At 43.9% G+C, this 18,399-nt stretch carries 15 protein-coding genes; 12 read left to right on the forward strand and 3 right to left on the reverse strand.

Annotated features, from left to right (window positions below; all coding sequences use genetic code 11):
- The first annotated feature begins 2 nt into the window (after positions 1-2).
- Positions 3-755, forward strand: coding sequence for a hypothetical protein (locus IGJ12_RS00910; protein ID WP_430617652.1), 753 nt, complete (start codon positions 3-5; stop codon positions 753-755).
- An 89-nt stretch (positions 756-844) separates the two neighbouring features.
- Here IGJ12_RS00910 and IGJ12_RS00915 read toward each other — a convergent pair whose 3' ends face one another.
- Positions 845-1,774, reverse strand: a complete 930-nt coding sequence (locus IGJ12_RS00915; RefSeq protein WP_008376493.1) for a methyl-accepting chemotaxis protein — start codon at positions 1,772-1,774, stop codon at positions 845-847.
- Positions 1,775-1,992: 218 nt separating this feature from the next.
- On the opposite strand from IGJ12_RS00915, the gene IGJ12_RS00920 reads away from it, so the two are divergent.
- The 5 genes from IGJ12_RS00920 (at position 1,993) to IGJ12_RS00940 (ending at position 7,606) form a co-directional block, all read left to right on the forward strand.
- Positions 1,993-2,952 (forward strand): alpha/beta hydrolase, encoded by a 960-nt coding sequence (locus tag IGJ12_RS00920; protein ID WP_016611560.1) that lies wholly within the window; start codon positions 1,993-1,995, stop codon positions 2,950-2,952.
- Positions 2,953-3,205: 253 nt separating this feature from the next.
- Positions 3,206-4,858 carry an acetolactate synthase AlsS gene (gene alsS / locus IGJ12_RS00925; protein ID WP_430617653.1) on the forward strand — a complete coding sequence of 551 codons (1,653 nt, stop codon included), beginning with the start codon at positions 3,206-3,208 and terminating at the stop codon, positions 4,856-4,858.
- Between the two features lie 18 nt (positions 4,859-4,876).
- Entirely contained in the window at positions 4,877-5,593 is a 717-nt protein-coding gene (gene budA / locus IGJ12_RS00930; protein ID WP_005232672.1) for an acetolactate decarboxylase, read from the forward strand.
- 302 nt (positions 5,594-5,895) lie between these two features.
- Positions 5,896-7,326 (forward strand): catalase, encoded by a 1,431-nt coding sequence (locus IGJ12_RS00935; RefSeq protein ID WP_430619259.1) that lies wholly within the window; start codon positions 5,896-5,898, stop codon positions 7,324-7,326.
- A gap of 16 nt (positions 7,327-7,342) precedes the next feature.
- Positions 7,343-7,606: a hypothetical protein gene (locus tag IGJ12_RS00940; protein ID WP_077453058.1), complete on the forward strand. Its 264-nt coding sequence runs from the start codon at positions 7,343-7,345 to the stop codon at positions 7,604-7,606.
- A gap of 183 nt (positions 7,607-7,789) precedes the next feature.
- On the opposite strand, the gene IGJ12_RS00945 is transcribed toward IGJ12_RS00940, so the two are convergent.
- Positions 7,790-9,283 carry a helix-turn-helix domain-containing protein gene (locus IGJ12_RS00945; protein ID WP_142437297.1) on the reverse strand — a complete coding sequence of 498 codons (1,494 nt, stop codon included), beginning with the start codon at positions 9,281-9,283 and terminating at the stop codon, positions 7,790-7,792.
- A gap of 591 nt (positions 9,284-9,874) precedes the next feature.
- Here IGJ12_RS00945 and IGJ12_RS00950 point away from each other — a divergent pair.
- The 3 genes from IGJ12_RS00950 to IGJ12_RS00960 all read left to right on the forward strand — a co-directional run bounded on the left by IGJ12_RS00950 (position 9,875) and on the right by IGJ12_RS00960 (position 14,076).
- Positions 9,875-11,392: a peptidoglycan DD-metalloendopeptidase family protein gene (locus IGJ12_RS00950; RefSeq protein ID WP_005232667.1), complete on the forward strand. Its 1,518-nt coding sequence runs from the start codon at positions 9,875-9,877 to the stop codon at positions 11,390-11,392.
- A gap of 496 nt (positions 11,393-11,888) precedes the next feature.
- Positions 11,889-12,293: a hypothetical protein gene (locus IGJ12_RS00955; protein WP_061053586.1), complete on the forward strand. Its 405-nt coding sequence runs from the start codon at positions 11,889-11,891 to the stop codon at positions 12,291-12,293.
- Between the two features lie 289 nt (positions 12,294-12,582).
- Positions 12,583-14,076, forward strand: coding sequence for a helix-turn-helix domain-containing protein (locus IGJ12_RS00960; RefSeq protein ID WP_223347152.1), 1,494 nt, complete (start codon positions 12,583-12,585; stop codon positions 14,074-14,076).
- A gap of 232 nt (positions 14,077-14,308) precedes the next feature.
- Here the strand turns inward: IGJ12_RS00960 and IGJ12_RS00965 are convergent, their stop codons facing one another.
- Positions 14,309-14,686, reverse strand: coding sequence for a DUF7006 family protein (locus tag IGJ12_RS00965; protein WP_005232663.1), 378 nt, complete (start codon positions 14,684-14,686; stop codon positions 14,309-14,311).
- Between the two features lie 553 nt (positions 14,687-15,239).
- Here IGJ12_RS00965 and IGJ12_RS00970 point away from each other — a divergent pair.
- Genes IGJ12_RS00970 through IGJ12_RS00980 form a run of 3 tightly spaced genes read left to right on the forward strand, consistent with a single transcriptional unit; the run spans position 15,240 to position 18,370 of the window.
- Positions 15,240-16,727 carry a phytoene desaturase family protein gene (locus IGJ12_RS00970; RefSeq protein ID WP_430619260.1) on the forward strand — a complete coding sequence of 496 codons (1,488 nt, stop codon included), beginning with the start codon at positions 15,240-15,242 and terminating at the stop codon, positions 16,725-16,727.
- A gap of 11 nt (positions 16,728-16,738) precedes the next feature.
- The gene (locus tag IGJ12_RS00975; RefSeq protein ID WP_086332880.1) at positions 16,739-17,845 is read left to right on the forward strand and encodes a glycosyltransferase; all 1,107 of its coding nucleotides are present in this window, start codon (positions 16,739-16,741) and stop codon (positions 17,843-17,845) included.
- Positions 17,846-17,851: 6 nt separating this feature from the next.
- The gene (locus IGJ12_RS00980; RefSeq protein WP_086332881.1) at positions 17,852-18,370 is read left to right on the forward strand and encodes a glycosyl-4,4'-diaponeurosporenoate acyltransferase; all 519 of its coding nucleotides are present in this window, start codon (positions 17,852-17,854) and stop codon (positions 18,368-18,370) included.
- The last annotated feature ends 29 nt before the right edge of the window (positions 18,371-18,399 follow it).

Raw genomic sequence — 18,399 nt, forward strand, 5'->3', positions numbered from 1 at the left:
TCGTGGATATCATTCCCATTCAATGTCCCCATTGTTTAGGGGAACTAGAAGTAAACTGGGGTGTCGGCACGGCAGTCTGTCTGTATTGTCGTGGGAAAATGGTGATCAAATTGCCCTTTGACCACGCCAAAATTGCCCAGTCCAGTCCCCTGACGGACAAACAGCTTGCGCTGACCCAGCTGGCGGCTCTTTTGAAGAAAATCAGTCTGCCATCTGCTGCTCTTAGGGAAAACGCACCATCAGCCGGCGTTTTCGTTGGACAAGAGCAGCCAAAACCAACGTCAAGAAACCAGGTGTCTCCGATTCAAAGGGCGCCCATCCATCAGCGCAACCAGCGACAAAATCGTTTGACTGCCTTTTTTCAAAAACAAAATTTTTTGTTCTATTTTTCTGGAGAAAGACAAGTGCTACCAAGGCAATGGCAAAGACAAGTCCTCGCTAGTTTTCAAGTGCCTGAAACGGAGACCCCTCTTGCGTTGCTAACGTCAAAGATGACTGGCAAGAAAGCGAATGCGGGACTGCTTTTTGGCGTTGAACGAGTGTATTTGTGCACGTACGAAAAGAAAGAAAAACGAATAGTCAGTTTTTCCTGGATTGTTTGGAAAAACCTCGGTTTTGAGGTCCAGCATAAAATGTTTAGTAGCTTTTTGGTGATTCAACAGGAATATCGTGTTCCTCTTCAAGCATTGGGCTTTGCGACCCAATCATTTTTGCAAGAATTACAGCAGTTGCTGCAAGAGTGGGAGACTGGCTAGTGCTGAGTATCGATGAAATCAAATAGGGAATCAATTTATTGGTCAAAAAAACAAAGAGAGCGTCGCAAACAGCGGCGCTCTCTTTCACTTTATGTGGTTTCCAACTCAGCATTGTTGGTCTCTGTTAAATACTCGGCTTCATCGTTTAAAAGACTGGCCGTCGTTCGCAGCGTGTCGTAAGAATGCAAAACGGCAGCGAGACTTTTTTGCGAATCACTGATTTTCATAGTCGTCGACTCGGTACTATCTAACACGACTAAGGCTTGTTGGTTGATGGCTTGCATGGTTGCGGCAATGGTTTGGGTCAACTGCTTGGTCTGTTCGGCTAATTTTTGCATTTCATCGGCAACTACCCGAAAGCCAGCTGCTTGTTCGCCGATCCGTGCTGTTTCGATGGAAGCGTTGAAGGATAGCAGTTTGGTTTGTTGTGCAATGCGGTCGATGTCATGCAGCACCGCTGTCACCTGTTGGCTATCCATTTCTAAGGCATGGGTCGTTGCTTGATTTTGATCAGACAGCCGTTTGACTTGCGCCAAGTTCTCTGACAAATGATCGACTTGCTGATGCCCGTTGGCAGAAAGTCGTGTCAGGGAAGCAGCACTTTCTTGCACTTTTTTGATAGTGACCGCTAAGGCTTGTTCTCTTTGGGTAATGTCAAAAGCGATTTTGACGACGTTGACGACTTCTTGCTGCTCATCGAGGACGGGGAAGTAGATTCCTTCTAAAATCAGTTTTTCTCCTTGTTTGTTTTTTCGGATGATTTTGTCTTGAAACCGTTGCTTTGAGTACAGCAGTTGATTCCAAAAAGCTTGGTAATCCGTACTGGCAGCATAATGGTCAAAACAAAAGGTCCGATGCGGCAAGCCAATGATTTCTTCTTGGCTGTACCCTAGGATATCAGTCATGTTGGCATTGGCGAAAACAACTTCTTTTTGCGGATCAAAGACTATGACAGCGAGTTCTTGAAAAATAGCAGCGAGCAGACGGTTATTTTGTGTTTCATCTAATGTGAATTTCATACGTACTTACCTACGCCTTTCAGTTTTTTGGGAAGTTTACACAGCGAGTGTCTTACAGTTATCGGTCATGAAGGCAAGGCAGTTAAGAGTGCAAAAACCACCTTTTTTGTCGAACAAAATGCCTGGAAGCAGAAGGAAGCAAGATTCTTTGCATCAGAATGACTTGGTGGTACCCTTAAGGTCAACACGAACGATTTCAAACAAAAGGAGAGAATCGTATGACAGATAGAATTTCGTTGGAAAAAGCAGCCGTTGAATTTAGTGAGGCAAATGCACCGCACCCACGGATCTATGAATTACCGCCAGAAGAAGGGCGCGCACTATTGGAACAAGTCCAAGAGTCACCCGTCAATAAACTGGCGGTTGAGATAGAAGATCAGACCGTAGATACAGGCGAATGGGGGACCATCAATGTTCGTTTTGTTCGTCCTGAAGGAAATCATGCGATTCTCCCTGTCATTTATTATCTCCATGGCGCGGGCTGGGTCTTCGGCAGTGCCGCAACTCATGATAAATTGATCCGTGAATTGGCGGTACGAACCAACTCGATCGTCATTTTTCCTGAATACAGTCGTTCGCCAGAAGCAAAATACCCAACGGCGATCGAGCAAAATTATGCGGTCTTGCAGCAATTACCGGGATTTGTCGATGTCAAAGGCTTAGACCTTACCCGTTTGACCGTGGCTGGCGATTCCGTAGGTGGGAACATGGCGACTGTTATGACCTTGTTAACGAAAGCCCGTGGTGGCATTCCGATCGCACAGCAATTATTGTTCTATCCTGTGACAGATGCCCGCTTTGATACGCCTTCGTATGAAGCATTTGGCGAAAACTATTTTCTGACCAAAGAAGGGATGCAATGGTTCTGGGATCAATACACGACGGATGAAACACAGCGGAATCAAATTACCGCTTCTCCTTTACGAGCGACCAAAGAGGAGTTAGCCGATCTGCCACCAGCGTTGATCATTACGGGGGAAGCAGATGTCTTGCGGGATGAAGGGGAAGCCTATGCGCAGCATTTACGAGCAGCTGGCGTGGAAGTTACCCAAGCACGTCTGCAAGGAATCATCCATGATTTTGTGATGGTCAATGCGATGGATCAGACCCAAGCTGCACGAGCTGCCATGACACTGGCTGTCGGTTGGCTGACGGAAAAAAATGTCCCAGCAGAATAAAAAACCGACAAAAGAAGCTTCTTTTTAGAGGTGTTCTGATACAGTAAAGGATTTATGGGGTGGAGTGATCCACTCCTTTTTTTGTCGGAAAAATGGAAAGACATACACCTGCGGTCTGAAGCAGATGCAAACGCTCTCTAAAAAACTACGTTTTTATAGTACAGATATTAATAAGTGTTTTTCGTTGATAAATAAATAAAAAGTGCTATTATATGTATTGTGATTAATACAGTTTTTGAAAAGAGGTAATACAGTGGGTGCAAAAGGATCAGAAATCATTGTTGAAAGTTTAGAAAATCATCGGGTGCCTTATATCTTTGGGATTCCCGGTGCAAAAATCGATGGCGTATTTGACGTGTTGAGTGATCGGGGACCAGAGTTGATTTTGGCACGACATGAACAAAACGCGGCATTTATGGCACAAGCAATCGGTCGCCTGACAGGAGAGCCAGGAGTCGTCATTGCGACAAGTGGACCAGGAGCCAGTAATTTAGCGACTGGGTTGGTCACGGCAACTGCCGAAGGTGATCCCGTCCTGGCACTAGCAGGCCAAGTGAAGCGTTCTGACCTTTCAAAATTGACCCACCAAAGCATGAATAATGCGGCATTGTTTGCGCCGATCACGAAATTCAGCAGTGAAGTCCAAGATCCTGAAACCCTTTCTGAAAGTATTGCCAACGCCTTTCGCATCGCAAAAACAGCGAAAAAAGGGGCGAGCTTTTTATCCATTCCTCAAGATGTGACGGACGGAACCGTTCAAGGGGCAGCGATCAAACCACTATCTTCGCCTAAATTAGGCAGTGCCGATGCAGAAGATATCCAGGCACTCGTCGATCGGATCAAAGAAGCCAAGCTGCCTGTCCTACTCTTAGGAATGCGGGCTTCAGGCGTGAAAGAAACACAAGCGATTCGTCATTTAGTTGCAAAAACTGGGTTGCCTGTCGTAGAGACCTTCCAAGGCGCTGGGATCATTTCTCGTGAATTAGAAGAGCATTTCTTTGGCCGCGTCGGCTTGTTCCGCAATCAGCCTGGTGATATGCTGTTGAAACGCAGCGACTTAGTGATCGCTGTGGGGTACGACCCGATCGAATACGAAGCTCGCAACTGGAATGCGGAAAAAGATGCCCGCGTGATCGTCATCGATGAAGTACCTATGGAGATCGATCCATTTATGCAGCCAGAAGTTGAACTGATGGGCAGTATCGCGAAAATTATTGAACAACTATCAAAAGCCATCGATCAGTATCACTTGACCGAAGACGCTCAAAACTATTTAACGACGCTGCAAACCAAACTCAATGAAAAACCAGCGGATGTCGAAGGCAGCAACAATACCTTGCATCCCCTGGAAATCATTGATGCTTTGCAACAAGAAGTGACCGATGACATGACGGTGACGGTGGATGTCGGCAGCCACTACATTTGGATGGCCCGTCATTTCCGCAGTTATGAGCCACGGCATCTGCTCTTTAGTAATGGCATGCAGACTTTAGGGGTCGCTTTGCCGTGGGCGATCGCGGCAGCGCTCGTGCGACCAAATACTCAAGTGATCTCTGTATCTGGCGATGGTGGCTTCTTGTTTTCTGCCCAAGAGTTAGAAACAGCCGTCCGTTTGAAACAAAACATCATTCACTTGATTTGGAATGACGGTACCTACAATATGGTGAAATTCCAAGAAGAAATGAAATATGATCGTGCTTCTGGGGTTGATTTTGGACCAGTTGATTTCGTGAAATATGCCGAAGCGTTTGGTGCCAAAGGCTTACGGGCAACCACCAAACAAGAATTGATGGCAGCCATCGAAGAAGGCTTTGCAACGGATGGTCCAGTGATCATTGATATCCCTGTGGATTATTCAGACAATGCCGATCTTGGCAAAACGATCCTACCTGATCAATTTTATTAAGACCAAAGGAGCATCAAGATGAAAGTGAAAAACAAAAGTTATTTATATCAGCATGGCACCCTAGGTGGGTTGATGCAGGATTTAATGGATGGCACGGAGCAAATCGGAAAAATGCTTGAATATGGCAATTTTGGGATTGGTACTTTGGCTGGTTCCAATGGTGAAGTGATTATTTTAGATGGTGAAATCTACCATGTAGACGAGTCGGGCAAGGTACAAGTGCTCCAAGGAAATGAAGGAACCCCCTATGCGGCAGTCGTTGATTTTTCTGCGGCGAAGCACCTGCAGGTCAGCCAAGAAATGACCGATGAAGAAGTGAAAAACCACGTCCTGACAGAAGTCAGCCCGAATTTGTTTTCCGCTGTCAAGATTCATGGGGTATTTACCAAGATGCACGTCCGCGTTGCCCCAAAGCAAGAAAAACCGTACCCAAAATTCATTGAGATCATCCAGCATCAGCCGGAATTTCAAGCAGAAGATATCAGCGGCACGATCGTCGGGTTCTTTACCCCGTTGCTGTTCCACGGTGCTGCGGCCGCCGGTTTCCATTTGCATTTTATTAGTGATGATCGCACATTTGCTGGTCATGTCTTAGACTTTGAAGTGGCAGCTGGCGAAGTCGAATTGATGGAACTAGCCGAATTTCGTCAGCATTTTCCTATCGACAACCAAGACTATTTGCAGCGGGAGATCGATGTCGCAAAAATCGCCAAGGATATTGAAGCTGCCGAATAAGCAGCAGGCAGCAAAAAATAATTGATCGCCAGTAGAGTGGTCTCGGATCGAATTGAACGCAAAGCAGCAGTGAAGCCAACGCTTCACTGCTTTTTTGTGCTTCCTTCTATTCATGAGGCTTGCTGCAAAACCTGGATACTTCGATAGAAAAGTTGGGGAATGGTCAAAAATCTAAATTAATTCTTATTTACGAGCAAATAAATTGATATATTTTAAGAATAATGATAATTTTTGTACTAATTAGAAGTATTTTGTTGAGAGTAATTGCACTTGACTGATTTTATAGAGAAAAGAGGAAAGATATGAAAAAAAAGTTGACGACTGCGCAAGGAGCCAGTGTAGCGGATAACCAGAATTCTTTGACAGCGGGGCGCCGTGGCCCAGTGTTGATTCACGATGTCCATTTGCTAGAAAAACTGGCACATTTTAATCGTGAGCGGATTCCCGAACGGGTCGTTCATGCGAAAGGTGCGGGGGCTCATGGGGTCTTCCGAGTAACAAACGACGTAACGATGTACACGAAAGCGGCGTTTCTTTCAGCCATCGGGAAAGAAACGGAGATGTTTATTCGCTTTTCAACGGTTGCCGGAGAACTAGGGTCTGCGGATACGTTGCGCGATCCTCGGGGGTTTGCGGTTAAATTTTACACGGAAGCGGGGAATTATGATCTCGTGGGCAATAATACCCCGATTTTCTTTATTCGTGATCCGTTGAAGTTTCCTGATTTTATCCATACCCAAAAAAGAGACCCGCGAACGCACTTGAAAAATCCAGAGGCGGTATGGGATTTTTGGTCTCATTCACCGGAATCCCTCCATCAAGTCAGCCTGTTGATGGGGGATCGGGGCTTACCGGCAACCTTTCGTCATATGCATGGGTATGGGAGCCATACATTCGCTTGGCTCAACGCAGAGGGAGAACGCTTTTGGGTGAAATATCATTTTCGGACGGATCAAGGCATTATGAACATGAGTGCGGCACTCGCAGCAGAACTTGCGGGAAGCAATCCTGATTATCATATTGAAGATCTATATAAAGCGATTGAGGCAAAGGAGTATCCTTCTTGGACACTCTATGTTCAAATCATTCCCTTTGAAGAAGGTTGGTCAGCTGCCGTCAATCTTTTTGATGTGACCAAAACAGTCTCACAAAAAGACTATCCGCTCATTGAAGTGGGACGAATGACTTTGAATCGCAATCCAGAGAACTATTTCAACGAAGTCGAGCAAGTCACTTTTTCACCGGGCAATATCGTTCCAGGGATTGATTTTTCTCCGGACAAACTATTGCAAGGTCGGCTGTTTGCTTACGGTGATGCGCATCGTTATCGAGTTGGACCCAATAGCAGCCAGTTGCCGATCAATGCGCCAAAAGCGCCCGTCCATAATCACCAACAGGATGGTTTCATGAATACCAAAACGAATTCTTCAGGGATCAATTATGAACCGAACAGTTTCGATGGCATCAAAGAAAACCCGCATGCCAAGGGCATCCACTATTCGTTAGAAGGAGAGATCGGTTCCTTTGCTTACGGTGAAGACTATTATAGCCAAGCAGGTGATTTTTATCGTTTGCTCTCAGAAGAAGAACGAACACGTTTAATTCAAACGATTGCGGGAAGTTTGGGACAGGTTCAAAATCAACAGATCAAAGAACGGCAGGTCTTGCATTTTTACCGTGCGGACCCAGAATACGGCAGACGAATCGCTGAAGCGATCGATGTGAACATTTAAGAAAGGAGGAAAAAGAATGTTACTTTTACATGTAGTTTTTGGTCTTTTATCTTTTGTCGGAGCAATGATGCTGGGGGTGGCCTTTAAAGGGCAGCTGCGAGAGCTTTCAAGGCTTCAGCAATGGGCAATCGGTTTGAGTTATACGGGCACGCTGTTGACGGCGATTTTGGGGATCTTGTCTGCATCTTCTCATCCAATCATCGTACTCATGACCCTCGTAGGCGCACTGGCTTTTACGAAACGGACATTTTTAAGTGCAGATCAATCCAAAGAGCAATGATTGCTGATAGTAGCGGCGTAGAAGGAAAAAGCGTACTTGATTCATTGGAAAAGTCCCATATAAAGCTGCTTCCACTAAAAAAGAACAGCTTTATATGGGAGGATTAGTCAGGCGTTCGTTTAAAGGCGACAAGGAAATATCAATTCTCTTTCTTTGGAGAAGCGGCGTGAATGATTGGAATTACTACGTATTATCAAGAACGACCAACCGCAAAATTCTCGGATTGATTCGATTCAAAAGATAATTCCAATCGGCAGCGTCGGGTATTGATTTTAATAAGACACTTTCAACATCCAGTAAGTATTCAGTGGCGTATTCGGAGTAGTTAGTAATGAGAAAATTAATGTTTTTTTCTTTTAAATACTCGTGGGAGAGTTCGTTTGAATCAGGGTAGTACATTTCATGATAAACGCCAAGATATTTTCGGATAATACTTTCGGCGTACTCACAAACATACTCGTTACCTTCAAAAATAACAGCTATAGTTCTCCGTGTGCCCCAATTCTCTTCAATGATGGCTTCCATGTGGAAGGTGAGACTTGCACAAAAATCATCCAAATGGTCGAAAGAATAGAGTGTTTTCACAAGAGGATGTGAGAGCAAAAACTGGCGATTTTTTTTATATTCAGCCGCAAATTTTTCTTTGACGAAAGCATTCAAATCATCGATGTTGACGTTCATCGTTGGCGATAACAACTCACGAAGCTTGAAAATAGTGAAGAATGACTCTAACCAAAGCAAATCTTTTTGTTCATCAAAGCTGTTGCCGCGATTTTGGGCATAGAAATCAGCAGTGATTTGTTTGATCGCGGGCCAGTGGTTATAGTTAAGACAAAACACTTTGCTTGTTTCTAGATCGGTGTTGAGTTTGCGACGACAAATGATGCAAGTCAAAAGATAGATTGCTTCTTCTTGAGGAAACTCAAAGGTAAAATAACGCTGGATAATCTTTTTAAGGTCCTCATAATTTGAAAGTAAACCATTTTTTTTAACTAACTCGCTTAGTTCTGGAGAGGGGGCAGCAAGTAAACCGCGTTTGCTGCGCTCCACGCTAATATAAAGGATATAAGCAAAATAAGAAAACGAAGAGCTCTGTAAGGCCTTCGTTTCCAAAAGGTCAGTGATTTCCATCACCGCATCTTGTACATGGATCGAGGGAAATAACGTGTGGACATTAATGTCAGACTCGTAGTAAAAAAGACAGAAAAATTTTCGTATATCGATCTCCGAACCTGCCAAAGAGACGGGATCCGTTTTTATTTTTAAACCGAAAGGGGATAAAAATGGCTGTATTTTCCGGAAGTAGCTGATCAGCGCTTGTTCAGAAATATTAAGCGTTAAGCTCCAATCAAAGAGGGTTTGCTGCTCATCATAAAAAATACTTTCTAAAATCTGGAAAATCGGTTCATCTTTTATCAGTTCTTGCTTTTGCTTTCGATACCTATCATGATCGATTTCTTCAAAAAGATACCCGATTTTTGCTGTATGGATCGCCATAGCCCCTTTAAAATACTCTCGCAAGCTAGCAATGTCAGTAATCAACGTACGCGTACTGCTCTCGGTCACTTCAGCGAGTTCTCCCAGTGTACGGGAGGGACTTTTCTCAAATTCATTCAACAATTGCAGCCAGCGAATCAACGTGCGATTTCGCATGAATTTTAATTGAAATGTTTTCATGTCAGCCTCCGAAAAATAAGTTTAAATAATTATAGCATAATCATTTACACAGATAATGAAACGTTCAACTGTTAGGCGTTCTTGCCACAGTGCCTTGAAGGCTCTGACTACCAGCAGAACATTTCCGGGAATATCAATCGTTCACGGTAAGTATAGCAAGGACCTGAGAAACCAATTGCCAAAAATCATACATAAACTTGAGAAAACGAAACGCTAATAGAAAGGCTCCAAACGCTAAATAAAAAGCTAATGAAGTAAGAAAAGACGATAAAAACACAGTTGTTCAACTGGCAGTTGCCCATTTGAACAACTGTGTTTTTTTCTGATGACGCCAGAGGATCTTAGGCAACAGAAAGTAAAAGCTGCAACCCAGACTCGATAACGAATTGGATGCAAAACGTGATCCTTTACCAGTAGACCCATTCTTCCAACAACTCGTTCTCTTTGACAAGCACGGGAGTCATTTGCTTGAGTCGAAAAAACGAAGCGTAGTATAATAAAAGAGAATTGATATTTATTTACTATTTGGATGACAACATGTTTTTTTGATAGAGGTTGTTAAGTGAAAAAAGGAGAGAAAGGAAATCGCCTATGAAGCATTCGCAAAAAGGGGTAGCGCTTCTTTTGGTTTGCGGACAACTTTTAGCTGGTGTGCCAGTTTCAGCTGCGGTTGTTGCATCGGAAGGTACGATCGTTGCCCAAACATCAGAAACAGCTGCACAAGAAAGTGACAGTAGCAGCACAGCAGGGACGGTTGAAGAAACTGCTCCAGCAGGGGAAGGACAAGTGTCCGATTCGGAGCAAGGATCGGCACCTGTAGAAAGTGTACCAGAAGGATCTGAGACAGCGCCGGAGGGAACAGAGCAAACCGAAGAACCAACCCCAGATCCCCAACCGACGCCAGAACCGAAACCAGAGCCGAAACCAGAGCCAGAACTACCGAGTAAGCCAGAGCCTTCTCAGCCAGAAGAACCAACCCCAGCACCGAAACCAGAAAAACCAACGAAGCCTGAAGCGCCCAAACCTGAGACGCAGCCAGAGAAGCCCCAACCGTCAGAACCTGTAGAAACGCAACCGACACCAGAAGCAAACAGTGATGCAAGTCAAGAAACACCGGCGGCTGTGTCTCCGATCATACCACCAAGTACCCAAGCACCAAGCGGGCCAAGTCAATCCGATCCTATAACGCAGCAAGGTAGCGAAACGAGCTTGACGGTCACACCAGTAAAAGAAGTGTGGGATTTTATCCAAGAAATCGGCGAAGATGCCCGAGATATTGGCTTGAAAAATGATTTGTACGCTTCTGTCATGATTGCACAGGCTATTTTAGAATCAGGTGGCGGTCAAAGCAGATTGAGTCAGGCGCCGTACTTCAATCTCTTTGGTATCAAAGGAACCTATCACGGACAGGGTGTTGCCTTTCGGACACAAGAAGATGATGGTTCGGGAAATCACTATACGATCACGGCAACGTTCCGCCAATATACTGGGTACAAAGAGTCATTGATGGACTATGCTCGTTTGTTGAAAGAAGGGGTCGGACAGCAGTCTGATTTTTATAAAGGTGTATGGAAATCAGAAGCGGCTTCTTATCAAGAAGCTGCCCATTATTTGACTGGTCGGTATGCCACTGATACCGCGTATGATCAAAAGCTGACCGCATTGATCGAAGCCTATGCGTTGACCCGTTATGATCAGAAAAAACCTGATGTGACCGCAAGTGAGACGTATCTTTTTCCTGTTGAAAAAGCCGTTGTCACTTCTACTTTTGGCCCACGTTGGGGAAGCTTTCATCGGGGCGTTGACTTTGCCGCAGCGTTTGGGACACCCATCATGGCGAGTCAATCTGGAACGGTCATCCGTTCAGAGGTTCATCCTTCTTGGGGGAATTATGTAGCGATTCTCCATGAGGACGGGATGACGACACTCTATGCTCACAATCAACAGAATCTTGTGAAGGTTGGTCAACAAGTGGAACAAGGAGAAACGATTGCGCTCATGGGTAGTACGGGCAATAGCACAGGCGCACACCTGCACTTTGAAGTCAGTGCATCGCCTAGCTTGAGCCAAGCGAAATTGGTCGATCCAATCGCTTTTTTAACAAAATAAGGATTGCCGAAAAGAGAGTATCGTGGATACTTTCTTTTTTTGTCTTTTTCCAGCAATTTTTTGGGAGCAACGATTTTAATTTTTTTTTCATGAAAACCGAAAAAATGTTTAAAAAAATCGTGCATAGATTCTTTATAATTTTCACATAACCGTAACAGTTGCTAACCCATAAACTGGCGTGAACAGATCGGTCAGCCAGCAGCACAAATGGTAGGTTCGAATGCTATTGATGATGAGCGGAGAAGCAAAATCGTTACAGTTATTACCCCTACGAATAAAAACTTGCTAACGAAGTAGGGGAGCGAATAATCAGGAAGTGCATCAATTATAAGTCTACTCCTTTTTTTCTAATCAGTATTGATCGTTGAAAAGAACTAACAAGAAATGATTAACCATAAAAAAGTAGAAGAGATAAATGAGCTGCTCTTTTTTTCTGTTAAACGAAAAGAATGTTTTACACAGTGATGCATAAAATAAAAAAAGAGGGGAACATTTTATGAGAATAAATAAAACGGATTTTGAGGCAGTGATGGCCAATAGCGAATTTTTAGACTATTACTGTCAATTATTTGAACAAAACGGTGAACGATCCGTCACAGATAAGCAATTAGAAAAATTACACTATTTGATTCAAAAGCAGGTGGCACTAACGATTCAAAAGAATGCGAGCTATTCCTTTTTTACACAAACATACAAGCTGCCGCAAACACTCGTAAAGGATTACCAACTGTTAGCGGAATGTACCGAGAGGCTTTCAAAAATAGAAATGGATCAGTTGATACCCAAACAATTTATTGAACAGGACTTTAACGTGCAGATGAAAAAAGTAAGTCAAGAAACGCAATATGAACAGCTTTTAAACATCATGACAGACACATTTAGACAAATAAAGAAAACATAGGTGATTTTCAACATAGCAGCTTTTTTTCAAAATGAAGCAAATGATACAAAGAATTTTCTTATTTCTTAAGCAGAATCTGATGAAAGCAAAAGCGAAATCCTTGCACTATTTTTAATAGCCGATAAAATAATTGTTATAAGACAGTAGTCTGGACACAACGCTTTTTTTCATCAGTCTATGAAAAAACCGATTTTTTATGTAGGATGAAAACCGATATAATGAGACTGCTTAGGCGCCTTTCATGCGTAAATTAGCCGCAAAAAAGAAATTCTTAGTAAGGAGCTTATGTTTGAAAAATTTTCAATTGAGTTTTGTCACAAGCAAATCGACCGTCCGATGGCTGCAGATTCTAAGTGAATTTGAAAAAAATGAAATTTGCAGTGCCAGCCATTTGGCTGAAGTAACAAGTAGTACTACAAGGACGATTGGCAAAGACATCAGTCAGATTAATGATTATTTCTGTGGGTTGATCCTGATCACTTCCACCAATCAAGGCTATTCGTTTGAACTATTTGATTATTCACAGTATGAAAAGAAAAAAGCCTCGCTTTTAGCGAATGAACCGCTCTTTATTTTATTGGAAAATATTTTTATTGGAGAGTTAAAGACGATCGATGAGTGGGCGGACTGCTTGTTTTTATCCAAGAGTACCTTATCAAAATACTTGCAGCGCATTCATGAACAACTGGCACGTTTTGATCTCCAACTAGCACTAGATCCCCTGAATATCGTTGGACAAGAAGCAGATATCCGCAATTTCTTCTGTACCTTTTTCTATGAAACAGATAGCACACCCCATACTGTCTTTCCGCCTGCTGCGGTCCAACAGGCAGTAACGGAAATCGGCAGGATGTTTGACAAAAATAGTTATCACACCGTTTCGTTTTCACAATATACGTATCTACTTTATATTTCGCTTGAGCGATTTATGCAAGGCAAAACTGTGCAAATCAACGACGAATTGTACCACGCCTTGCGACACAGTATTCAGCTGATGCACTTTCAGCGAATCAATGGCATTATTGAAAAGTACTTTCAATGTCGATTGACGAACGATGAACTTATCTTTTTGTTTGTTAGCATTATCACAAAGAAAAAACTGCAAAATGTGATCGTCGAACAAAAGTTTTGTCTTTCTTATAATCATTGGACCGAGATTCGCACGTTGACCAACGAGTTTTATCAGATGTTGAATGTATCGTCGAAAAAGCCTAAAGAAGATCAGATTCTGATCGAATCCTTTTTTACTTCTGCCAAATTGAAGGAGTGCTTATCCACTTCGGCCAATCGTAATATTTATGATGTGAATGCGTTTATTAAGAAAACTTTTTCTAAGGAGTTTGCTGCTTACCGAGAGTTTTTAGAAAGTAGTTGCGAGTACCACACCCTTTATTCTGTGGAGTATCTGACGGATTTTTGTGCAAACTTAGTGATTTTTATTGAATCTGTTCGAGAACGTCATTGGTTTCCCCGAAAAAATATCGCCTTTATCTTCGAAGGAAATAACAATATCGTTCAGTACATTGAGGGCTGGTCCAACCGCTATTTTAGCCGATCCCATCAAGTCTTTTATCCTGACTCAGGGGAAGTCAATGCTCAGTATTTAGAACAAAATACCATTGATCTGCTAGTGACGAACTATGCCGAGCATGCGACCGAATTTCGAGATATCGTTGAATGTATCGTCTTCAAAACGATCCCTTCTTCTTCTGACTGGAATCGGCTGCTTGAACGGATCAATCCTAACGTCACCCGCCAATTTGCCCTAAAAGACCTCTTCTAGTTTCCCATTCTGTTTTGACCTAAAGAGTTGCTAGAAAGGGCCTTTTACATGAAAAGAAAGCATTTTTCCTTCACTGCTTAGACAGTGAGAAGGAAAGATGCTTTCTTTTTTAATGGCTTGACTCTCCGCAGCTGTGCAGGAGTGTGGGAAGGGGAAGTGGGGAATGCATCAGGTACGGATGCAAGCCTTTGGAACCAGCGGTTTTCAATTCAATCGATCAATGTGGGCGAAATCATTGGGCTTCACTTAAGTAAATCAAACTCCAAGGCGCCTTTTGGTTTAGCTGAAGACCGGTCAATTCCCGATAGAAACAGGTTTTGTCTTTGACCGTCAGCTGAATGATCTCTTCTTCCGTATACTCGTTTAGAGAAGAAATTTTTAAAACATAAAGTTCTTTTAGTATTTGCAGCTGTGCGTCGATATCTAAGAGCAACGACATTTTTTCGAAAAAAGTACCCTCGTCTTGTTCATAGATCGCCAAGAATCGTTGGCGCAAAGAGAGATAAAAATTAAAGATTTTTGGGTGTGTATAAGAACAGGGCGAGTGGATAAATTCTACGTCAAAAAAGTTTACATATTCTTCGGCTGATTGGATCGTTTTTAAGTTCATATCAATACTCCTTATAAGTGTTAGGAAAGGGCGACAATACGTGTCATTATCAAAAAGAGTCACTGTTAAGCAATGTCTTACTGAGAAGGCCCATTTGTTTTTTTTAATGATTGGGGGAAGGACTTTCGCTACATTCAATGTACAGGATATTCCAAATTGGCTCAAACGCGTTTTTTCGTAACCATACGAAGATTTGTTTTTCGCTGGTATTAACGTCAAAAATGTTCAACTATTCTGATAATTGTTGTTATAAAAAGAATATTTTCGGAATGGGCGAAATGACTGGGTTTCCTTTCTTTTCCAGCAGGTTGTTTTTTCATTCGCTGAAATCATGGTTGAGAAAAAACAGCATCAGTTGACCGGTAGGCTCATCCCCGTCATTTTTTCAAAGGTGTGATACTATAGAATTATCTAGAAAAACGATCCTTTGATTCAAGTTGCCAATGCCAAAATAGTGCGAAGACACGCAGTTGCAGTGAGACGCAACCGTCTGTTTCGGTGAAAAGAATTGGCTAAATAGGGACGTTTATTAAAGCAAACGAGGAGCAATTCAATGAATGAGAAAAAAACAGTTGTAGTGATCGGCGGCGGACTTGGTGGTCTATCAGCGGCGGTCTCATTAGCCCAAAATGGCTTTGATGTATCACTATATGAAAAAAATCACCATTTAGGTGGCAAATTGAACCGACTGGAAACAAACGGCTTCGGCTTTGACTTAGGTCCTTCGATTTTGACGATGCCGCAGATTTTTGAAAAATTATTTACTGGCAGCAATCGCGATATGGCGGATTATGTTGCGATTCGCCGATTGCCATTGGAATGGCGCTCCTTTTTCCCCGACGGCACCAAGATTGATCTCTATGGCGATCTTGCCCGCATGGCAAAGGAAAACCCCCACTTGTCGGAAAAAGACATGGCAGAGTACCAAGACTTTTTGGACTATGGGCAAAAGATTTATGATATCACGGAAAAAGGCTATTTCGAGAAAGGCTTAGATACCACGAAAGAAATCTTGAAGTATCACGGCGTGATCAAAGCGCTGAAAGGCTTTGATTATTTCTCTTCCATGCATGATGCCATTCAAAAACGTGTCAGCAATCCGCAGCTGCAAGACATGCTGAGCTATTTTATCAAGTATGTCGGCTCGTCTCCTTATGACGCCCCAGCCGTCTTGAACATGATGATCTACATGCAGCATGCCCAAGGTGTCTGGTACGTGCCAGGCGGGATGCATCGGTTAGCCGAAGGCATCGTTTGCTTAGCAAAAGAGATTGGTGTGACCTTCCACACGGGACACAAAGTGGAAAAATTGATCGTTGAACAGGAACAAATCCGTGCCGCTCGTTTGGATGATGGCACGTTGATCGAAGCCGACTATTTTGTTTCCAACATGGAAGTGATCCCGGCTTATGAAGAGCTGTTAGAAGAAGCGCCGGCCTTTACTCAAAAACTGGAAGAAAAATTTGAACCAGCAAGTTCTGGCTTTGTCTTGCACTTAGGGGTCAAAACCTCCTATCCGCAACTGGCGCACCACAACTTTTTCTTTTCCAATGCCTCAAAAGAAAACTTTGATCAAAATTTCCATCAGCATCAGCTGCCGGAAGACCCAACGATCTATTTGGTCAATGCCAACAAAACCGATCCTTCGCAAACAGTGGCAGGGCATGAGAACATCAAAATCTTGCCTCATATCCCTTATTTGCAGGATAAACCCTTTACGGAAGCGGAATACGATGCCTTTCGTGAACGGATCTTGATCAAGCTGGAAAACATGGGCTTAACGGATCTACGCAAGCACATCGTGTATGAAGACCGCTGGACACCCGAAGACATCCAAAAGAATTATTTGTCACATCGCGGCGCCATCTACGGCACGGTCTCTAATCGCAAAAAAAATCATGGCTTTAAACACCCGAAACACAGCGAACGCTACGACAATCTTTACTTCGTTGGCGGTACGGTCAATCCCGGTGCCGGTATGCCGATGGTGACCCTCAGTGGCCAGCAAGTCAGTGAGATGATCACCAAAAGAGAACACTAAGATAAGAAAGGATGATGACTGTGTACCTGCTGCTCGCTGGTATTTGCGCTGCTTGGCTGGCAGGCTGGCTGATTTTTTTCCGCCTGCCGACGATACCCACCCGCAAGGAGACAGCCGCATCCAAAGACTTGAAGGAGAGGGCAGAATTGTCGATCATCATCCCCGCCCGCAATGAAGCAGAAAATTTGCCGCAATTGTTGGCATCCTTGCAGCAGCAAACCCTTTATCCTGTGGAGATTTTGGTGGTTGATGACGGATCGGAAGACGAGACGATCGCCTGTGCCAAGTGCTTCGGTGCGACGGTCTTGAAAACCGCTGCTGATTCTGCTGGGAAAGCGGCGGCTTGCTGGTTAGGCGCCTCACAAGCGGTGGGCAAGTATCTATTATTTTTGGATGCCGATACCTTCTTTCTAGCAGAAGATGGCTTAGAGCGCCTTTTCGCTGCGTATGAGGAGCGATCGGGACAAGGCCTGCTCTCGGTGCAGCCCTATCATCAAACGAAGCGCCTGTATGAACAACTATCTGCCGTCTTTAATGTCATCTTACCTGTCGGGTTGAACCGCTTTTCTATCGTAGGCGAAAAACTCTCAGCCGGCGGCGCCTTTGGTCCGTGTATCTTGTGCAGCAAAACAGCGTACCTTCAAGCCAATGGGCATCAGGACATGCCACAAGGAATCTTAGATGATCTAGCATTAGCGAGACGCTTTAAGAAAAAACGCTTGCCGATCGCCTTGTATGGTGGAAAAGACCTGTTGGCCTTTCGGATGTATCCAGCTGGTGTTCGTCAACTTGTTCAAGGCTGGACGAAGGACTTTGCCACTGCTTCGCAATTCACTCACCCTTTGATCATGGCAGGTGTCATCTTGTGGATCAGCGGCAGCATTGGGGTACTGGCGGCACCGTTTCTGATGGAACCGCTTTGGCTAGGACTGCTTTTTTATGCTGCTTATTTTGGACAAACCGTGTGCTTTGCCCGCCGTGTCGGCAACTTCAACCGAGTCTTGCTGCTTTTTTTCCCATGTTACTTTCTTTTTTTCCTAGGCTTATTTGGTTGGTCATGGATCCAAACCCATTTGTTGAAATCCGTGACCTGGAAAGGACGAAAAATCAATTTATAGGAGGCGATGCACATGCCGCTGATCACCTTATCTCCACTGCTCTTGCTCATTACAGACAGCTTGGCTTGGCTGCTGTTTCATCTAGGCATCTCGTTTAGCTTGCGCAAAGTCAGTGATGCTTTTTTTGAACGTCATGCCAACTGGTTCCGTTCTTTTGCCTTTGAAAAAGGCGGCAGAATCTGGGCGGAGGTATTTCGTATTCGTCAGTGGAAAGACAAATTGCCCGACGGCACTGTGATTGCCAAAAAAGGCTTTGACAAATCTCGCTTGGCTCAGCAACAAAAGGACTATCTGGAAAAATTCGTCATCGAAACACGCCGAGCAGAGCTGACCCATTGGCTGCTGATTGTTCCAGCACCGTTCTTTTTCCTCTGGAATCCTACGTGGGCGGGCTGGGTGATGATCGCCTATGCGTTATTGGCCAACTGCCCATTCATCATGATCCAACGCTATAATCGCCCCCGTTTGGAGCGAGTCTTGCGGAAAAAAAGTGCCCTGCAAGTCAAGCAGAAGGCGACGGTCTAGGTTCCTGTAGGCGTTGCTTTTAAGATTCG

The sequence above is a fragment of the Enterococcus sp. DIV0802b genome (genome assembly GCF_050543535.1).
Lineage (GTDB): Bacteria > Bacillota > Bacilli > Lactobacillales > Enterococcaceae > Enterococcus_D > Enterococcus_D entomosocium.